Raw genomic sequence first — 19,508 nt, 5'->3', positions numbered from 1 at the left:
CCACTACCCCGCCCCGCGCAGAGTGAGGACGTACCTCGCCGTGAGGGCCACGGCCCGGTCCTCGTCGGTGGACAGGGCCGCGAGGGCCTGCGAGGCCGTGGTTCCCGGGATCTCCGCGAGCGCTTGCGCAAGGCGGCGACGGGCGGCCGGGCCGGGGGTGTCCCGGGAGAGGCGGTCGACCAGACCGGTGGCGATCCGCTCGGCCGGCGCGGGGCCGCTCGCCAGCGTGCCCAGCGCGTCGGACGCTTCGATGTCGTTTCGGCCCTCGACGACCATGTCGAGCAGCGTCGGGACCGCCTCGGCCACCCCCCGCGCACCGAGGGCCAGGGCGGCATGGCCGCGCACCGCGCCGTCGGGGTTCGTGAGGGCGTCCCGCAGTAGTGCGGTCGCCGTGTCGTCCGGGATCTCGGCGAGGGCCCGGACGGCGCGTTCGCGTACCTCGGCCTCGGGCGCGGCGAGGCCCTCGGCCAACAGTGCGGGCGCGTCCCCGCCCGCGTGCGCCAAGGCCCAGCGCAGGGCCCCGGCGACGCTCGGGTCCGACTCGCCCAGCGCGGCCTCGACCAGTGCCTCGACCGGCACGGGCACCTCCTCCGCCGCGGACAGGGCCGCCCGCTGCCGGGCCCCCGCGCTGTCCGACCTCAGGGCCTTGAGGAGCGCGACGGTCTGGAGGACGTCCTCCCAGTCGGCGGGTTCCGCGGCACCGATCCGGCGCAGCCGCGTGAGCAGTTCCGTCTCCGCCGCGATGCGCTCGCGCGTCCGGCGGACGAGGTCCTCGACGAGTTCGGCGGGTGCGAAGCCCGGGTCGTCGAGCGCGCGCCCGACGTCGCTCAGCGAAAGCCCCAGGGACCGCAGGCTCTCGATGTGGAAGACACGCCGGATGTTCTCGCTGGAGTACTCCCGGTAGCCGGAGCCGGTCCGGCCCGTCGGCCGCACCAGGCCGAGCGATTCGTAGTGCCGGAGCATACGGGCGCTGACCCCGGACCGTCGCGCCACATCGCCGATCAGCACTGCCTACCGCCCCTCCCGGCCGGCCCCGCCGAGGGCCACGACACGCTTCGCCTCCTCGATCGCGAACCCGAATCCGGCCTCCGGGTCGCGCCACAGCCGCTGCGTGGCGAGCGCATGGGCGCGCACCCGCGGATCGGGATCCGTCGTCGCGGCGTCCAGCACCGGCAGCATCACCTCGCCGAGCGCGATCAGCGCGCGGCTGAGGCTCAGCCGGGTCTCGTGCTCGCCGCGCCCGAGCTGTGCCGCCAACACTACGGCCAACTGGTGCTCCGCCCCTTCCGGTACGAGGACGACCGCCGCCCGCCAGGCGCTGCGGGCCACCTCGTCGTCCGCGTCGGACAGCAGCGCCGGGGTGATCGCCGGCCAGGCCCGCCGGTCACCGATCTTGGACAGGGTGTGCAGCGCCTGGCCGCGCGCCTGCGCGTGTTCGGAGCGGAGTTCGCCGAGCAGGGCCGGGACCGTCGTCGCGGGCGCGTGCCGGGTGAGGGCCCACGTCAGCATCTCGCGTACGGGGAAGTCGGGTTCGCTCCCGCAGCGCTCGACGAGCTTGCCGACGAACCCCGGGTGCGGGGTCGTACCGGCCGCCAGCGCCGCTCGCAGCCGGACCGAGGAGTCGTCGTGCTCCAGGCTTCGCAGAATTTGGACCTCGTGCGGCAGGGTCATGGGGACCACCTCCTTGACCGCAGTGAAGTCCTTGTCACGGTGTCAAGGTCAAGCGGCGGCGGGACCGGAGGCCGGAGAGAACGAGGAAGCGGGGCCCGCGATCCAGTGGATCGCGGGCCCCGAGCTGCCGTGGCAGGCGCGGGCTAGCCGACCGTGTCCTCGTGGGACAGGTCGACGTCGAGGTCCGTCGTGCCGCCGGCGTCCAGGCGCACGGACGTGGCGACCGGGGCGTAGCCGCCGGCGATGACGGTGTACTCGCCGCGGTCCAGGTCACCGAAGCCGTACACGCCGTCGGCGCCGGTGGTCGCGGTGCCGATCACATTGCCCGCCGAGTCCAGCAGGGTCACCTTGGCGTCGCCGAGCGGGTTGCCGGTGACGGAGCTGACGACGCCGTGCACCCGGGCGCCGGGTTCGAGGCCGATCTCGCAGGGCTCGGTGGCTCCCGGCGCGACCTCGACCGGCACGGCCGCCGGACGGTAGCCCGGCGCGTTCACGGCGAGGGTGTAGCTGCCGGGGACCAGGTCCGCCAGCGAGAAGCCGCCGTCGGCGCCGGTGGTGCCGGAGGTGACGACCTCACCGCGCAGGTCGGTCGCGACCAGCAGGGCACCCGGCAGCGGGTGCCCCTCGGCCGCGTCCCGGACGGACCCGGCGAGAGCGGCGGTGCTGCCGCTGAGCACGAGGTCGCGGACGATCGGCTCCTCGCCGACCAGTACGGTGACGGCCTGCGGCTGACGGGCGCCCGCGGCACCGATCAGCACGTACGTGCCGGAGCCGGTCACCGTCACCGAGTAGCTGCCGTCCTGGGCGCTGACGGCACGGTCCAGCTGCCGGCCCCGGACGTCGATCAGGGTGACCGCCGCCTGCGGGACCGGGGCGCCCGAGCCGTCCAGCACCCGGCCGCGCACGGCCTGCCGGGCGGTGCCGGCGGCGCCGTCCCGTGCGGGCAGGGTCTCGACGGCCGCGGGGGCGCCCGCCACCGGGGCGGGTGCGGCGGCGGGCTCCGGCGCCTGGGCGCCGTCCGCCTGACCGCCGTCCTCCGGCGTGCCGTTCGCCTCGGCGGCGCGGGCCTCCAGACCCGACACCTTGCGCAGCGGCACCTCCTTGGTCCACACCGCGACCAGGAGGCCGACGACCATGATGGCCGCGGCGCACAGGAACACGAGGTGCATCGAGTCGGTGAAGCCCTCCTTGAAGGGCTGGGCCAGACGCGGGTCGAGCCGCTGGATGAAGGAGGAGTCGTCCAGCACGCCCGAGCCGCTGCCGCCGCCCGCGCCGGGGTGCTCGACCATCTTCAGGACGGGCGCGTTCGCGGGGTCGGCGCGCACGGCCGGGTCGTGCAGCGCGGCCTGGAACGCGGGGGTCCGGGCCGCGGCGGCGAACGCCGACGCGATCTTGTCGCCGACGGTGCTGAACAGCACGGACAGGAAGACCGCCGTACCGGCGGTGCCGCCCATCTGCCGGAAGAAGGTGGCCGACGCGGTCGCCACGCCCATGTCCTTGGGCTCGACGGAGTTCTGCACGGCCAGGGTCAGGATCTGCATGCAGCCGCTGAGGCCGACGCCGAACAGCGCCATGTAGGCCATGGTTTCCGGCAGCGGGCTGTCCCACTGGACCCGGTAGTGGAAGAGCAGCATGGCCGCGATGAGCAGCATGGTGCCGACGACCGGGAAGATCTTGTACTTGCCGGTCTTGGAGATGATGCGGCCGACCACGATGGTGCCGGCGATCATGCCGATCATCAGCGGCAGCATCAGCAGCCCGGACTTGGTGGGGCTGACGCCCTTCACGATCTGGAGGTACAGCGGGACCATCATCATCCCGCCGAACATGCCCATGCCGATGAGCACGGACAGCAGGCTCATCTTGCTGAACACGGAGCTGCGGAACAGGCGCATCGGGATCAGCGCCTCGTCGCCCATGGCCCGCTCCACGAGGACCCAGGCCAGCAGGCCGACGGCCCCGACCGCGTAGCAGACGTACGCCTTGGTGGAGGTCCAGCCCCAGCTCTGGCCCTGCTCGGCCACGAGCAGCAGCGGCACCACGCCGACGGCGATGGTCACCGCGCCCCACCAGTCGATGCGGTGCTCGCGCCGGGTGTGCGGGAGGTTGAGCACCTTGGCGACGACGAACAGGGCGATGATGCCGACGGGCACGTTGACGAGGAAGACCCAGCGCCAGCCGGAGATGGCCAGGATGCTGCTGCGGCCGGCCAGGAAGCCGCCGATGAGCGGTCCGAGGACGCTGGAGGAGCCGAACATGGCGAGCATGTAGCCCTGGTAACGGGCGCGCTCGCGGGGCGGCACGATGTCACCGATGATCGCCAGTGCCAGCGACATCAGACCGCCGGCGCCGATGCCCTGGAAGGCCCGGAAGGCCGACAGCGCGTTCATCGAGGTGGCGAACGAACAGGCCGCCGAGCCGACGACGAAGATGGTGATGGCCGCGAGGAAGAAGGGCTTGCGGCCGTAGAGGTCGGACAGCTTGCCGTACAGCGGCGTGCTGATGGTCGACGTGATCAGGTACGCGGTGGTGACCCACGCCTGCGCGCTGAGTCCGTGCAGATCGTCGGCTATGGTCCGGATCGAGGTGCTGACGATGGTCTGGTCGAGGGCCGCGAGGAACATGCCCAGCATCAGGCCGCTCAGGATCGTCATGATCTGGCGGTGCGTCAGCCGGCCGGCCGGTGGTGACGCGGATATCGCTGGGGTTCCCCCGCGGGCCGGGGACGCGGACATGGTCATGCGTGCGGATCTCCTTGCCTCGCCTCGCCCGCCGGGTGCGGCCCGGCTCCGAGGCTCGTGTACGTGCTGTCCACCAGGTCGTCGTCGAGGCGCTTCGGCGGACGGGTGAGCCGGCGGCGGTCCTCGGCCGGCCACGGCTCCAGCGGCCGCGGCTCCGCCCCCCGCCGGCGTACGGCGCTCCGGTACGCGGCGCGACCCGCCTCGGTCGCGCCGAGCGGTGCGCCCCGGCGGCGCCGGCCGCGGGTCAGCGGCCGCGCGAGCGAGGTACGGTCGGCCGCGCCGAGCGCGCGGCCGGAGCGCCGGGCCCGGGCGGTGGGCGGCCGCGTGCGGCGCGCCGTCTGCGCGTCCGGGCCGGACGCCGCGGCCTCGGCGGCCGCCGCCCGTGTGCCCAGTGCCCCGGTACTCAACGCTTCGGCGCTCCCCGTCTCGATGTGTGCCCTCCCGGCGGTCGCCGTCCAGGCCGTGGTCGTCGCACCGTCCATGGGTACGGCGCGCTCCTGGCCCCTGCGGCTCGCGGTGCCGGTCGTCACCCGCATTCCGTTGCTTGCGGCTACCAAGTGAGTGTAGGGCCTGCCGGAGGCCGGCTGTACGCCGATGTCCGGTCAGGCTTCGGCCGCGCGACACCCTGGTGCGGCGAGGGTGCAGGGTACCCGGCCCGCCTGTGTGCCACGACCGCGCGGCACGTGCCCCGCCGCGGCACCCGCCCGGCCTGGGGTGTGCCGCACGGACGGCCACGGCCGCAGCGCCCCGGCCGGTCCCCGAGGACGCACGGGACACCGGATGCGGAAAGGCGTGCCGGGGCCGGTCCGCCGCGCCCGGTCGAACATCCGTCGCCCCTCGTTCCCGGAACGTTCAACTCACTTCCCTGCCAGGGTTCTTCGGCGCCCGCCTACGGTCCTTGCGGTCTTGAAGGAGGGGTTCATGGACGCAAGTCTCGCGGTGCGGGCGCGCGGGATCGCGAAGTACTTCGGCGAGGTGGTCGCTCTCGACGGCGTCGATCTGGACGTGGCGCCGGGCCGGATCCACGGTCTGGTCGGCCCGAACGGAGCCGGCAAGACGACGCTGCTCGGCCTGCTGCTCGGGCTGGCCGTCGCCGACTCCGGCGAGCTGGAGATCCTCGGCGTGCCGGTCGGCCGGACACTCGCCGCCGTGGACGGTGTGGCCGGTTTCGTGGACGGGCCCGGCCTGTACCCCTCGCTCACCGCCCGGCAGAACCTGGCCGCGCTGGCGGCCCTGCGCGGCAGCGGCGGCCGGACGGCGGGGATCGAGGAGGCGCTCGCCGAGGTCGGCCTCGGCGAGGTCGCCGACGACCGGGTGCGCGGGTTCTCCCTCGGGATGCGCCAGCGGCTGGGGCTCGCCGCCGCCCTGCTCACCCGGCCCCGCCTGCTCGTCCTCGACGAGCCCGCCAACGGACTGGACCCGGCGGGCAAGCGGAACGTGCACGGCGTCCTCGACCGGCTCGCGGCGGACGGCACCGCCGTGGTCCTCTCCAGCCACCGGATGGACGACGTCGAGGCGCTGTGTTCCGAGGTCACCATCCTCGCCACCGGACGGATCGTGTTCTCCGGCCCGCCGGCCAAGCTGGCCGCCGAGAACCGGGAACTGGACTACCGGCTGGTCACCTCCGACCCGGCGACGGCGCGGCGGCTGGCCGCCGGGACGGACGGCGTGCGGCTGGTGGAGGCCGGTGCGGCGCGGTACGGCGACGCGGTGGTCGTCGTACGCGCGGCGGTGCCCGCGCTCGACGAACTCGTGGCGGACGTCGTGCGGTCGGGCGTCGCGGTGCGTGAACTGGCGCCGCTGGTATCGCCGTTGGAGTCCGCCTTCCTCGCCCTCACCGAATCCGAGGAGGCCGGCCGATGACCGCGGACCTCACCGTGGTGCGCCCCGCGCCCGCCCGGCCGGTCTCCGTGCCGCGCGGCTACCGCTTCGAACTGGTCAAGCTGGTCTCCCAGTGGCGGATCAGACTGCTGGTCCTCGCCTGCTGGGTGGTGCCGGCGCTGTTCGTCGCCGGGGTGAGCCTGCAGAGCACGCTGCCCTCCGACACCCTGTTCGGGCGCTGGATGCACGCCACCGGATGGGCCGGACCGCTGGTCGTGCTCGGTTTCGCGGGCACCTGGGCGCTGCCGCTGCTGACCTCGGTGGTGGCCGGTGACGTGTTCGCCGCCGAGGACCGGCTCGGCACCTGGCGCCATCTGCTCGTGGTCGTCCGGTCGGCCCGGCGGATCTTCGTGGCGAAGACGCTGGCGAGCCTCACCGTCATCCTGCTGCTCGTGGCCGGACTGGCCGCTTCCAGCGCGGCCGGCGGTCTGCTCGCGGTCGGCGACCAGCCGCTGGTGGGCCTCGACGGCCATCTGCTCGCGCCGTCGGACGCCGCCGTCAAGGTGCTGCTCGCCTGGACCGCCGTGCTCGCGCCGACGCTGGCGCTGGCCGGGGTCGGGCTGCTCGGTTCCGTGACGCTCGGACGGTCCCCGATGGGGCTGCTGCTGCCCGCGGTCGTGGCGCTGGCGATGCAGCTCGCCCAGATGCTGCCACTGCCCGTCGTCGTGCGCCTCGCGCTGCCCGGCTACGCCTTCATCGCCTGGAACGGGCTGTTCACCAGCCCGGGTCAGACGGGCCCGCTGCTCATCGGCGTGGCGGTGAGCCTCGTGTGGGCGGTCACCGCGACCGCGCTCGCCTACGCGCTGTTCCTGCGGCGGGACTTCACCCATCCGGGCTTCGACGGCTCGGGGCGCCGCGCGGTCACCGGGGGGCTGCTGCCGCTGGCGGGCCTGCTCGCGGTGTCGGCCGCCGTGCTCGCCCCGGCGACCGGGGCCTCGGGCTCCGGGATCGAGCAGGACAAGGTGCAGCGCTCGCTGGCCACCGCCTTCGGCCACCTGTACCGCATGCAGACCGATCAGCTTCACCGACCCCATGTCACCGAGGCGCAGTTGAGGGCCACGGCGGCGTGCGACAAGGGCAGCGACAAGGTCGCAGCCCAAGGGCCGGGCAACGACTGGCGTTGCGTCGTCTCCTGGCACCTCCCCGGCGTCGAGGCCACTGGTACGGCCATCTACCAGCTCGACGTCACATCGGACGGGCGGTTCGTCGCCGACGGCGACGGCCCGAAGGAAGTGAACGGCTACTTCCTGGTGCACACCCCGACCGGGGACGCACCGAACCCGCTGTGGCAGTTCGACGGCAACGTCGAACTGCTTCCCACCTCGAAGGGATAACCCATGCAGGTAACACGCCGCCGCAGGCGTGTCCAGAAGGAGCGTTCCGGCTTTCTGGCCGGACGCTTCGGCCGCCGCATACCGCTGGTGACGGCGGGCACCTCCGCGCTCGCGCTCGTCGCGGCCGGTGCCGCTTTCGCCCAGACCCACCAGTTCGGCACCCAGCAGGTCGGCCAGAACACCCGCAACGGCCAGGTCATCTCCAGTGACCAGTACATCGCGCCGTACGGCGACCGGCTGGTGGTCGACAACGGCAAGATCATGTCGTCCACGGTCAGCCCGGACGGCACCCACCTCGCCGCCTCCGTCACCGACGGCGGCAGCGCGCTGGCCGTCGTGGACCTGAAGAACTGGAAGGTGCAGCAGGTCGTCGGCAACGCCACGTCGTCCAGCCCCCGGATCAAGGGCAACGCCGTGGGCCAGGAGGGTCCCACCTACTCCCCCGACGGCAAGCAGCTGTGGCTGGGCCAGACCGACGGCTACACCCGCTTCACCGTGAACGCGGACGGCACCGTCTCCGACCCCACGTACATCACGATCCCGGCGGACGGCAGCAAGCACGCGCTGGTGGCCGCGGCGGTGTTCTCGGCGGACGGCCGCACCGTGTACTCGGCGGTCAACGGCCAGAACCGGGTGGTCGCGATCGACGCGGCGACCGGGGCCGTCAAGCAGAGCTGGGCCGTGGGCAACGCCCCGCGCGGTCTGGTGCAGGTCGGCGACAAGCTCTACGTCAGCAACGAGGGCGGGCGCCCGGCCAAGGCCGGCGACACCACCATCAACTCGTACGGCACCCAGGTGCCGGCCGACCCGAAGACCGGCGCCACCACCACCGGCACGGTCAGCGTCATCGACCTGGCGCACCCCTCCGCGCCCGTCACCGGCATCGACGTCGGCCTGCACCCCACCGCCCTGTACGCCAAGAAGGGCGCGGTGTTCGTCACCAACACGGCGACCAACAACGTGTCGGTGATCAACACCGCCAACGACAAGGTCGTCCAGACGATCTCCACGCAGCCGTGGCCGGAGGCGTCGGTCGGCTACGAGCCCGACGCGGCGACGCTCACCGACGACGGGCACCTCCTCGTCACGCTGGGCCGGGCCAACGCGGTCGCCGTCTACCGGTACACCAGCCCGCAGGAGCCGGTGAGTTACGTCGGTCTGCTGCCGACGGACTACTTCCCGGCGGAGATCACGACCGTCGGCAATCAGGTGGTGATCTCCAACACCCGCGGCATCGACGCCCGCCGTCCCACCACCAGCGCCGGGCACGCCACCCACGACACCACGTCGAGCGTGCAGCGCTTCACGCTGCCCGACGACAGCGTGATCCGCGCCCAGACGGCCAAGGTCTTCCAGCAGAACGGCTGGACCAACGGCTCGGTCAAGGTGGCCAAGGGCAGGAGCCACGCCAAGCCGGTGCCGGTCCCGACGCGCCTGGGCGACCCCTCGACGATCAAGCACGTCTTCCTGATCGTCAAGGAGAACCGCACCTACGACCAGGTGCTCGGCGATGTGCCGCAGGGCAACGGCGACGCGTCGCTGGCCGAGTTCGGCGCCAACGTCACGCCCAACCAGCACGCGCTGGCCGAGCAGTTCGGGCTGTACGACAACACGTACGACATCGGCACCAATTCCGCCGAGGGCCACAACTGGCTGATGCAGGCGGACGACCCCGAGTACACCGAGTCCTCCGCCGGCGAGTACGCGCGCAGTTACGACACCGAGGACGACGCCCTCGGCCACCAGCGGACCGGGTTCCTGTGGTCCGGGGCGCAGGCGGCCGGCAAGTCGGTGCGGGACTTCGGCGAGTTCCAGCAGTTCCTGACCAAGCCGTCGGACGCGAGCTGGCAGAACCTGTACTGCGACGCCAAGAACATGGACGCCACCGGACAGGGCACCGCCTACCCGCTGAACTCCTCCTCGCCGATCCCGTCGCTCAACGACGTGTCGGTGCACGGCTTCCCGAAGTTCGACACCAGCGTCCCGGACCAGTACAGGTACCAGATCTGGAAGCAGGACTTCGAGAAGAACGGTCCGGCGAACCTGAACATGTTCTGGCTCTCCAGCGACCACACCGGTGGTCCGGCGAGCCCGGCCGCGCAGGTAGCCGACAACGACCTGGCCACCGGCAAGATCGTGGACGAGATCTCGCACAGCAAGTACTGGAAGGACTCGGCAATCTTCGTCGTCGAGGACGACTCCCAGGCGGGTCTCGACCACGTCGACGGCCACCGTGCGCCGGTCCAGATCATCAGCCCCTGGGCGCAGCACCACACGGTCGACAGCCACTACTACTCGCAGATCACGATGATCCGCACCATCGAGCAGATCCTCGGGATCCACCCGATGAACCAGAAGGACAGCGCGGCCACCCCGATGTCCGCCGCGTTCACCAAGCACCCGGACTACACGCCGTTCACGGCGCTGCCCAACCGGACCTCGCTGACCGACGGGTTGAAGACCGCGCCGTCGTGCGGTGTGGACACCCCGGCGCCGCAGGACCCGAAGGCGGCCGCGGTGCCCGCGACGAAGGTGCCCGCGTCCGCGCGGACGCTCGCGGCGAAGTGGAGCACCTGGAAGTCCGAGCAGCGGCTGACCGGCCCGAACGCGGTGCCCGACTACGCCAACCCGGCCCAGATGAACCACTACACGTGGTACCAGACGCACAACTGGGCCAAGCCCTACCCGGGCGAGAAGAAGCTCTACGCGCCGAACGACGTCCCGGGCGCGTTCATCCCGTCGTCGGAGAACGACGGCTGACGCGACCGGCGGATTACGGGCCCCCGGCCGGCTGTCACGCCGGCCGGGGGCCCGTGCCGTTTCCCGGACCGCTTCCCGGTGCAGGTTTCCTCCATGTCCGATCCCTCGGCTTCGCCCGCCCCTTCCTTTCCCTCCTCTCCCTCGGCTCCTCGCGCGCCGCGGTGGCCGTCCGGCTACCGGGGCCGCTCCGCCACCGCCGCCGACTTTGCGGCGGTGCACCGTCTGGTCAGCGCGTACGAGCGCGCACTGCACGGCCGGGTCACGACCGGCGCCGACCACGTCGCCGCCGGCCTCGGCGCGTCCGGGCGGGAGCCGTCCGACGTCGCGGTCCTCGTCCACGACCGTGCCGGGGACCTTGCCGCCTGGGGCCGGGTGCGCGGCCGGCGGGCCACCGTCCATGTGCACCCCGGCCACCGCGGCCGGGGACTCGGCGGCTCCCTCCTGGCCTGGACCGAGGCGCGGGCGCGGCACCTGGGCGGGGACCGGCTCGCCCAGACGGTCTCCGACGAGGACCTCGCGGCGACCGCGCTGCTGCGCCGCGGCGGGTACGTCCGACTGGTCACCGAGTGGTTGCTGGAGATCGCGCTGCCCGCCGCGCCGCCGGTGTCCGCGCCGCCGGCGGGCATCACGGTGCGCGCCTTTCGCGCGGGCGACGAGGAGGCGGCGTACCGGCTCACCGAGGACGCGTTCGACGAGTGGCAGCAGCGGCGCAAGACCTACCCGGAGTGGACCCGGCACACGGTCGGCCGGCCCACGTTCACACCCGCGGCGTCGCCGCTCGCCTTCGCGGATGGCGAGCTGGTCGGCGCGCTGCTGTCGCTGGACGCCCCGGACGGCGACGAAGGCTACGTCGAGCGGCTCGCGGTGCGGCGCGACCACCGCGGCCGGGGCATCGCCCGGTTGCTGCTGCACGAGGCCTTCCGTGCCTTCCACCACCGGGGACGGCGCGCCTGCACCCTGTGGACCCACTCGGACACCGGGGCGCTGCCGCTGTACGAACACCTCGGCATGACGGTGCGGCGCAGTTCCACGGTGTACGGCAGGGCGCTGGTCGCCGGGTAGCCGGCCCGGGGGCTGTCCCCCGCACGCGCGCTGGTGCGGGCCCCCGCACCGGTCCGGCCGCCTGCCGGAGTGATCGCGGCGCGACCGCTGCCTACCGTGCTGTGCATGGCAATTCCTTTACTCAGCGCGGTACTTCGCGGACGCGCCGCCCTCACGGCCGGGGTGGTGGCCACCGTGCTGGCCGCCACGCCGGTGGCGGCCGCGCAGCCACGGCCGGACGCGTCCGGCTCCTGCGGAACGCACCAGGCCGTGCACCGGTCGGTGCGGCAACTGGTGGCACGCGACCGGATCGCCGGGGCCTCGGTCCTCGTCACCGAGCCCGCGGGGCGGCCGGGTTGCGCGCGCTGGTCCGTGACGGACGGGGTGGCCGACCTCGGCACCGGCCGCCCGATGAACACCACGGACCGGCTGCGCGTCGGCAGCGTCACGAAGACCTTCACCGCCACCGTCGTCCTCCAGCTGGCCGCCGAGCACCGGCTGTCCCTGGACGCACCGGTCGAGCGCTATCTGCCGGGTCTGATCCGGGGGCACGGACACGACGGCCGGCGGATCACCGTGCGGGGGCTGCTCCAGCACACCAGCGGTCTGCCCGACTACCTCGACGCGCCCGAATGGGAGAACCCGCAGGCGCTGCGGTACCGCCACTTCGAGCCGCGTGAACTCATCGCCCGCGCGCTCCGGTCGCCGCCTGCGCGGCAGGCCTGGCACTACGCGACCACCAACTACCTGGTCGCCGGGCTGATCGTCCGGGCGGTCACCGGTCACTCGCCCGAGACGGAGACGATCCGCCGCGTCATCGCACCGCTCGGACTGCGCGACACCTACTGGCCCGGCGACGACCCCCGTGTCCACGGGCCGCACTCGGAAAGCTACTTCACCGGGGCCCACGGCCGCCGGGTCGACGGCACCGACTGGAACATGACCTTCGGCGGTGTCGGCGGCGCCCTGGTGTCCACCCAGGCGGACCTGACCCGGTTCGCGACCGCGCTGCTGGGCGGGCGGCTACTGCCCCCGGCGCAACTGGCCGAGATGCGGCGCTCGTTGCCCGCCGACCCGGACCGGCTCTGGCCAGGCGCCCGCTACGGCCTCGGCCTGATCTCCACCCCGTTGTCCTGCGGCGGCTCCTGGTGGGGCCACGCGGGAACCGTGCCGGGCGGCCACCGGGCACTGGTCGCCGTCGGGCCCGACGGGCGCACCGCGGCCCTGGCCCTCAACCAGGTCCCGGACACGCTCCGGGCCGAACTGGACTTCCTCGACGTGGTCGACAAGGCCCTGTGCGACCACTCCCCCACCACCGAAAGGACCCCCGCATGACGAGCCCAGACGCCGACGGCGGCGAGCGCCGCGCACGTGCCGGCCGTGTCCGCCGCCTGGTGGCGCGGACCGGTCCGGTGGCCGCGCTGAGCCTGGCGGGCGCGCTCACCCTGGGCGCCGCTCCCGCGGCCACCACCGCCTCCGCAGCTTCCGGTGTCTCCCGGGCCCCCGCGACCGCGGGAGCCGGTCCCCTCGCCCGCTTCCAGCACCAGCACCTCGACTGGAAGAGCTGCGTACTCGGCCCCGACGACGCCACCGGCAGGGAACTCGACGCGGCGGGCGCCCGATGCGCCGACGTCACCGTGCCGTTGGACTACACCCGCCCCGACGGCCGCACGATCAAGGTCGCCGTCTCCCGGATCCGGGCCACCGACACCGCGCACCGCATCGGCGCGCTGCTCCTCAACAGCGGCGGCCCCGGCGGGCAGACGATCGGTGACCCCCCGTGGGTGCGCAAGGCGATGAAGGAGGCCGGCGGGCGGTACGACGTCGTCGGCGTCGACCCCCGCTTCGTGGGCCGCAGCACGGTGCTGGACTGCCGGTGGCCCACCGGCACCATGATCCGCGGCGCGGGTACCGACCGCGCCGGCTTCGACCGTTCCGTGGCCCTCGCCGCGGACCTCGCCCAGCGCTGCCGCGACCACGCGGGCGACCTGGTGCCGTACGCGAGCACCCGGAACACCGCCCGCGACATGGATGTGATCCGGGCCGCGCTGGGCGAGCGCAGAATCTCCTACCTGGGCTACTCGTACGGCAGTTACCTCGGCGAGGTGTACGCCACGATGTTCCCCGGCCGCACCGACCGGGTGGTCCTGGACGGCGTGATCGACCCCGCCCGCTACGGCCCGAGGCTCCTGCGGGGCACGGACGACGCGCAGTGGCACGCCCTGCGCGACTGGGCGGACTGGGCCGCCGCGCACGACGCGGCCTACGGCCTGGGGCGCACCCGGGACGCGGTGCTCGCGGCGGTGGAGCGGGCCAGGTCGGCCGCCGCCCGCGAGCCGCTGCGGCTGGGCGGACACCGGGTGGACGACCACGTCCTGCCCGTCATCGTCTTCAACGGGCTCTCCCAGGACAACCCCGAGGCGTTCGGCGACCTCGCCCGGGCCGTGCGCGACCTGCGCGACGCAGCCGAGGGCCGTACCGTCTCCCCCACCCCCTGGCTGGCCGACACGCTGCGGTTCGTGCTGACGGGAGACGACTCCGCCTACGGCAGCGCGCAGACGGCGATCCTGTGCGCCGACGGGGCCGCGCCCCGCGATCCGCGGACGTACTGGCGTGATCTGCGCCGGGCCGGCACGCGGGACCGGCTGATGGTGCCCGTCACCGACAACATCAACCCGTGCGCGTTCTGGGACGCCCCGCGCGAGCGGCCGACGACCATACGCGCCGATCTGCCGGCCCTGCTGGTGAACGCCACCGGCGACCCGCGCACCGTCTATCCCGGCGCCGAGGCGGTCCACCGCAACTGGCCCGGCTCCCGGCTGGTGACCCTGCGGGACGCGGACCAGCACGCGGTGTTCGGCGTCTTCGGCAGCTCGTGCGTGGACGACGCGGTGAACGCCTACCTGGCGAGCGGGCGGCTGCCGGGCACCGACCTGACCTGCCCCCGGCCCTGACACAGCTCCCCGAGGGTCCCTGTCCCGCGCCTGCCGCGGGGCGGGGCCCGTCAGTCCCGCGTCAGGGTGCCGTCAACGGCCGCTGCCATCCTCTTTCCTGTGAACGGCACGGGGCACCGGCCCCGGACCGGGAACGAGGAGAGGTGCCCGGAGCGGCTTATCGGGGACCACGAGCACGCCTCACGGTCGGGCCCCACGGGGCCCACGCAGGTTCGAATCCTGCCCTCTCCGCCGCAGCGGTCCGCCCCCGCCGCCGGGGCCTCGACCGAGTGGGTGCCTTCCGGCGCGCCGGAAGGCACGGCTTGCGAGGCTGCTCTTAGCCTCGCAGCATGCCCCGGCTTCCCTCCCATGTACGCGCCTGTCTGTTCGACCTCGACGGGGTGCTCACCCAGACCGCCACGGTGCACGCGGCGGCCTGGAAGGAGATGTTCGACGCGTATCTCCGCGAGCGCGCGGCACGCGAGGGGACACCGTTCGTGCCCTTCGACGCGACGCGCGACTACGACGCCTACGTGGACGGGCGCCCCCGGGAGGACGGGGTGCGCACGTTCCTCGCCGCACGCGGGGTGCGCCTGCCCGAGGGGGCGCCGGACGACCCCCCGGAGGCCGAGACCGTGCACGGACTGGGCACCCGCAAGAACGAACTGGTGCTGCGCCGGATCCGGGAGGACGGCGTGCGGCCGTACGAGGGTTCGGTCCGCTTCCTGCACGCGGTGCGCGAGGCCGGTCTGCGGTGCGCGGTGGTCTCGTCCAGCGCGAACGCCCGGGACGTGCTGACCGCGGCCGGCATCGGGGATCTCTTCGACGAGCGGGTCGACGGGGTGGTGGCGCACCAGCGGGAGCTGCGGGGCAAGCCCGCGCCGGACACCTATCTGGAAGCGGCCCGCGCGCTGGCGGTGGAGCCCGCCGCCGCGGCCGTGTTCGAGGATGCGCTGGCCGGGGTCGAGGCGGGGCGGGCAGGCGCGTTCGGGCTGGTGGTGGGGGTCGACCGGGTGGGCCAGGCGGACGAGCTGCGGGCGCACGGCGCGGATGTGGTGGTGCGTGACCTGGCGGAGCTCCTGGAGTCGCGGTGATCACCCATCCCAATTACGCGGTCGAACCCTGGTCCCTGCGCGAGACCGGGCTGAACCTGGACGTGCTGGCCCAGAGCGAGTCGGTGTTCGCGCTGTCCAACGGGCACGTCGGCTGGCGCGGCAACCTCGACGAGGGGGAACCGCACGGACTGCCCGGCGCCTATCTCAACGGCGTGCACGAGAAGCACCCGCTGCCGTACGCGGAGGCCGGCTACGGCTATCCCGAGTCCGGCCAGACGATGATCAACGTCACCGACGGCAAGGTCATCCGGCTGCTGGTGGACGACCACCCGTGCGATCTGCGCTACGGCCGGCTGCTGTCCCACGAGCGGGTACTGGACTTCCGCACCGGCGTCCTCAGCCGCACCGCCCGCTGGACCTCGCCCGGCGGCCGCACGGTGCGCATCACCTCGCGGCGGCTGGTGTCCTTCACCCAGCGCGCGGTGGCGGCGGTGGTCTACCAGGTAGAGCCCGAGGACGGACCGGCCTCGGTGGCCCTCCAGTCCGAGCTGGTCGCCAACGAGCAACTCCCGCACATCGCGGGCGATCCACGGGTCGCCGCCGCCATCGAGTCCCCGCTGGCGGCGGAGGAGCACTACGCCGAGGACACCCGGCTGCGCCTCGTCCACCGCACCGGCCGCAGCGCCCTGCGGGTGGGCGCGGCGGCCGACCACATCGTGGAGGGGCCCGAGTCCACCCGTTGGTCGGCGCAGTGCGAGCCCGACGTCAGCCGGCTGACGGTGACCGCGGACCTGGCCCCCGGACAGCCCTTGCGGCTGGTCAAGTTCGTGGCCTACGGGTGGTCCGGGGAGCGTTCGCTGCCGAGCATGCACGATCAGGTGGACGGCGCGGTGGCGGTCGCCGTCAGCACCGGCTGGGACGGTCTCGTCGCCGCCCAGCGGGAGTATCTGGACCGGTTCTGGGCGGGCGCGGACGTCACGGTGGAGGGGGACGCGCAGATCCAGCAGGCGGTGCGGTTCGCCCTCTTCCACGTGCTCCAGGCGGCGGCCCGCGGCGAGAACCGGGCGATCCCCGCGAAGGGCCTGACGGGGACCGGGTACGACGGACACTCGTTCTGGGACACCGAGTCGTATGTGATGCCGGTCCTGACGTTCACCGCGCCCGAGGCCGTGGCGTCCGCGCTGCGCTGGCGGCACAGCACCCTGCCGACGGCCCGGGAACGCGCGCGCCAGTTCGGCTTCGCGGGCGCGATGTTCCCCTGGCGGACCATCGAGGGCGCCGAGTGCTCCGCCTACTGGCCGGCCGGCACCGCCGCCTTCCACATCAACGCGGACATCGCGCTGGCCGCGGTCCGCTATGTCGCGGCGACCGGGGACGAGGACTTCGAACGCGGCGTGGCGCTCGACCTGTTGGTGGACACCGCGCGGCTGTGGCGCTCCCTCGGCCACCACGACCCGGAGGGCGTCTTCCACATCGACGGGGTCACCGGTCCCGACGAGTACAGCGCCATCGCCCGGGACAACCTCTACACCAATCTGATGGCCCGGCAGAACCTGCTGGCCGCCGCGGACGCGGCCACCCGCCATCCGGACCGGGCCGGCGAACTCGGCGTGGGCGACGAGGAGGCCGCGGGCTGGCGGGACGCCGCGGGCCGCATGGCGCTCCCCTTCAACGAGGACCTGGGCGTGCACGAGCAGTCGGCCGGGTTCACGCACTTCCAGCGCTGGGACTTCGACGCGACCCCGCCGGAGAACTATCCGCTGCTGCTCAACTACCCGTATTTCGACCTGTACCGCAAGCAGGTGGTGAAGCAGGCCGACGTGGTGCTGGCGATGCTGGAGTGCCCCTACGCGTTCACCGAGGAGGAGAAGGCCCGCAACTTCGCCTACTACGAGGCGCTGACGGTGCGCGACTCGTCCCTGTCGGCATGCTGCCAGGCGGTGCTCGCCGCCGAGACCGGGCATCTCAGACTGGCCTACGCCTATCTGCACGAGGCAGCGCTGATGGACCTGGAAGACCTGGAGCACAATACCCGCGACGGGCTGCACATCGCCTCCCTCGCCGGTACGTGGATCGCCCTCGTCGGCGGTTTCGGGGGCCTGCGCTGGCACCTCGGGGAGGACGGGCGGCCGGACGTCCTCGGTTTCGCGCCCCGCCTGCCCGAGGCGCTGTCCCGGGTGGCGTTCACGGTGCAACTGCGCGGCCGCCGGCTGAAGGTGGACATCGGTCGGGCAGGGGTCGGTTACCGGCTGGCCGACGGCGAGCCGCTGACGGTGCTCCACTACGGGGAGCCGGTGACCGTGACCGCCGGGGCGCCGCTGGAGCGGTCGATCCCGCCCGTGCCCGCGCGTCCGGAGCCGCAGCAGCCCCGGCACCGGCGCCCGGAGGGGCCCGGCGAGCCGGAGGAGCCCCGGGCGGAGGCTCCGGAGCGGTAGCCGTTCACCCGGACGGGTACATCCCGCGGACGAGTCGGGGCGCGTACGCATGACCGTCCGTCAGCCGGTGAGACATCGGACATGGGGATGAGCATGGACGAACCGTCGCCGGGCGGCCCGTTACCGGGGTCGCGGCGCTTCCCGGCCCCCTCCGACGTGGTGTTCACGGCGGACTTCGCCTCCACCGCCCAGTGGGTCGCGGTCCGTTCCCGCGCCCGTCCCGCCGACGGCCCGGACCTTCCGGACGACGACAGGCTGGACCGTCCGGTGGACGACCCCCGCTACTGCCGCTCGGGGGTCTTCCGGGCAACCCGCCTGCCGGACGGCCGCTGGCACACGGGGCTGCTGACCACCCGGGGAAGCCGGGAGGGGTTCACCCTGCGACCGGGCGATGTGCTGGACGCGCGGGTGCGGCTGCCCCGGGAGACCGGCGCCTGGCCGGCGATCCGGGCCTGGTGGGACGGCGGGCAGTGCGTCGACGTGTTCGAGTACCACGCGGACGACCCCGACCAGATGGAGTTCACCAACCGTGTGCGCAGCGCGAGTTGCCATCTGCACGACGACGCGGTGCGCCCCGGCGCGTGGGTGGACGTGCGCACCGAGTTCGGGCCGCGCTGTGTGATCTGGTCGCTGAACGGTGCCTCGGTCTTCGCCGACCACCGGGGCGTGGGGCATGCCTGGCGGGCCCATCTGGTCGTCGGCCTGGCGGTGAGCGCCGGGCGCTACCATCCGCCCCCGGAGCCCGGGACGACCGAGATGTCGTTCGAGGTGGGCAGCCTGGCCGTGCGCCGGCCCTCCGGCGGGGGCCGGACGGCGTACGCACGGCCCGTATGAGGAAGGTGGCCGTTCCATGCCCGTACCGAGTCTGCTGGCGGTGTTCGCACACCCGGACGACGAGTCGCTGTCGGCGGGCGGGGTGCTGGCCCGGCACGCGGCGGCGGGCGCCCGTACCGGGGTGGTCACCGCGACCTGGGCCGAGGGCACCGGGCGCGCCGGGGAGCTGGCGCAGGCGCTGCGTGTCCTCGGCGCGGGCGAGCCCCGGCTGCTCGGTTACGCGGACGCGCGGGTGCCGTGGTCGGCGCCGGGCCGCGCACGGTTCTGCGACGCGCCGCTGGACGAGGCGGTGGGGCGGCTGGTGGCGCACATCCGCGCCTTCCGCCCGGACGTCGTGGTCACCCACGACGCCTACGGCGGGCTGCCGGGTCACCCGGACCATGTGCACACGCACCGGGTGACCGTGCTCGCCGCCCAGGCGGCCGGGCTCGCGGGGCTCTACCCGGACGCCGGTGAGCCCTGGCAGCCGGGCGCGCTCTACCTGGCCACGCATCCGCACTCGGTGGTCCCGGCGCTGCGGGAGGTGATCGGCGGGCGCAAGACGGTGTACAGCGTCCCGGACGAGCGGATCACGGCGACGGTCGATGTCGGCCCCTGGCTCGACCAGAAGACCGCCGCGGTGCTGGCGCACCGCTCCGAGGTGGCGCGCGGGGCCCTGCCGGGGCTGATCGCCGAGCTGACGCCCCGGGAGCGCGGGCGGTTGCTGGGCACCGAGTGGTTCATCCGCCACGACCTCGCGACCACGGCGCCGCCGGGCACGGAGCTGACCGTCTGACCGCCGAGAGGCGGGGGCCCGGCCGATTGGCCATGCTGGGCTGAGAGT

14 protein-coding genes and 1 pseudogene are annotated in these 19,508 nt (G+C 73.6%); 11 read left to right on the top strand and 4 right to left on the bottom strand.

All coding sequences use genetic code 11. The annotated features are described in order from the left end of the window. Positions 1-3: 3 nt before the first annotated feature. The 4 genes from HZZ00_RS15705 to HZZ00_RS15690 form a co-directional block, all read right to left on the bottom strand. Positions 4-1,008: a HEAT repeat domain-containing protein gene (locus HZZ00_RS15705; protein ID WP_180332763.1), complete on the bottom strand. Its 1,005-nt coding sequence runs from the start codon at positions 1,006-1,008 to the stop codon at positions 4-6. A 3-nt stretch (positions 1,009-1,011) separates the two neighbouring features. Further along, on the bottom strand, positions 1,012-1,671 hold the full coding sequence (locus tag HZZ00_RS15700) for a HEAT repeat domain-containing protein (protein ID WP_180332762.1): 660 nt from the start codon (positions 1,669-1,671) through the stop codon (positions 1,012-1,014). A gap of 143 nt (positions 1,672-1,814) precedes the next feature. Beyond that, entirely contained in the window at positions 1,815-4,412 is a 2,598-nt protein-coding gene (locus HZZ00_RS15695) for an MFS transporter (RefSeq protein WP_180332761.1), read from the bottom strand. Continuing rightward, a complete protein-coding gene (locus HZZ00_RS15690; RefSeq protein ID WP_180332760.1) occupies positions 4,409-4,942 on the bottom strand; it encodes a hypothetical protein in 534 nt (177 codons plus the stop codon). The genes HZZ00_RS15695 and HZZ00_RS15690 overlap by 4 nt, the downstream gene beginning before the upstream one ends. Positions 4,943-5,333: 391 nt before the next feature. Between HZZ00_RS15690 and HZZ00_RS15685 the strand changes: the two genes are divergently transcribed. The 11 genes and pseudogenes from HZZ00_RS15685 (at position 5,334) to HZZ00_RS15635 (ending at position 19,460) form a co-directional block, all read left to right on the top strand. Further along, positions 5,334-6,275 carry an ABC transporter ATP-binding protein gene (locus tag HZZ00_RS15685; protein WP_180332759.1) on the top strand — a complete coding sequence of 314 codons (942 nt, stop codon included), beginning with the start codon at positions 5,334-5,336 and terminating at the stop codon, positions 6,273-6,275. Beyond that, entirely contained in the window at positions 6,272-7,627 is a 1,356-nt protein-coding gene (locus HZZ00_RS15680; protein ID WP_180332758.1) for an ABC transporter permease, read from the top strand. Before HZZ00_RS15685 ends, HZZ00_RS15680 begins: the two co-directional genes overlap by 4 nt. Before the next feature lie 3 nt (positions 7,628-7,630). Beyond that, positions 7,631-10,387, top strand: a complete 2,757-nt coding sequence (locus HZZ00_RS15675) for a phosphoesterase (protein WP_180332757.1) — start codon at positions 7,631-7,633, stop codon at positions 10,385-10,387. Between the two features lie 213 nt (positions 10,388-10,600). Then, positions 10,601-11,449, top strand: a complete 849-nt coding sequence (locus HZZ00_RS15670) for a GNAT family N-acetyltransferase (protein ID WP_257585820.1) — start codon at positions 10,601-10,603, stop codon at positions 11,447-11,449. Positions 11,450-11,554: 105 nt separating this feature from the next. Then, positions 11,555-12,763 (top strand): serine hydrolase, encoded by a 1,209-nt coding sequence (locus HZZ00_RS15665; RefSeq protein ID WP_180332755.1) that lies wholly within the window; start codon positions 11,555-11,557, stop codon positions 12,761-12,763. After that, positions 12,760-14,382, top strand: coding sequence for an alpha/beta hydrolase (locus tag HZZ00_RS15660; protein WP_180332754.1), 1,623 nt, complete (start codon positions 12,760-12,762; stop codon positions 14,380-14,382). The genes HZZ00_RS15665 and HZZ00_RS15660 overlap by 4 nt, the downstream gene beginning before the upstream one ends. 137 nt (positions 14,383-14,519) lie before the next feature. Then, positions 14,520-14,613, top strand: a pseudogene (locus HZZ00_RS15655). A 98-nt stretch (positions 14,614-14,711) separates the two neighbouring features. After that, positions 14,712-15,455 carry an HAD family phosphatase gene (locus HZZ00_RS15650; RefSeq protein WP_180332753.1) on the top strand — a complete coding sequence of 248 codons (744 nt, stop codon included), beginning with the start codon at positions 14,712-14,714 and terminating at the stop codon, positions 15,453-15,455. Next, positions 15,452-17,851, top strand: a complete 2,400-nt coding sequence (locus tag HZZ00_RS15645; protein WP_180332752.1) for a glycoside hydrolase family 65 protein — start codon at positions 15,452-15,454, stop codon at positions 17,849-17,851. Before HZZ00_RS15650 ends, HZZ00_RS15645 begins: the two co-directional genes overlap by 4 nt. Before the next feature lie 93 nt (positions 17,852-17,944). Further along, complete coding sequence (locus HZZ00_RS15640; RefSeq protein WP_180332751.1) at positions 17,945-18,685, top strand: beta-glucanase; 741 nt, start codon at positions 17,945-17,947, stop codon at positions 18,683-18,685. Positions 18,686-18,701: 16 nt separating this feature from the next. Beyond that, positions 18,702-19,460, top strand: a complete 759-nt coding sequence (locus HZZ00_RS15635; protein ID WP_180332750.1) for a PIG-L deacetylase family protein — start codon at positions 18,702-18,704, stop codon at positions 19,458-19,460. Positions 19,461-19,508 lie beyond the last annotated feature (48 nt).

This window comes from Streptomyces sp. NEAU-sy36, from assembly GCF_013423905.1.
GTDB lineage: Bacteria > Actinomycetota > Actinomycetes > Streptomycetales > Streptomycetaceae > Streptomyces > Streptomyces misionensis.
This window is presented reverse-complemented; position numbering and strand designations above follow the sequence as displayed.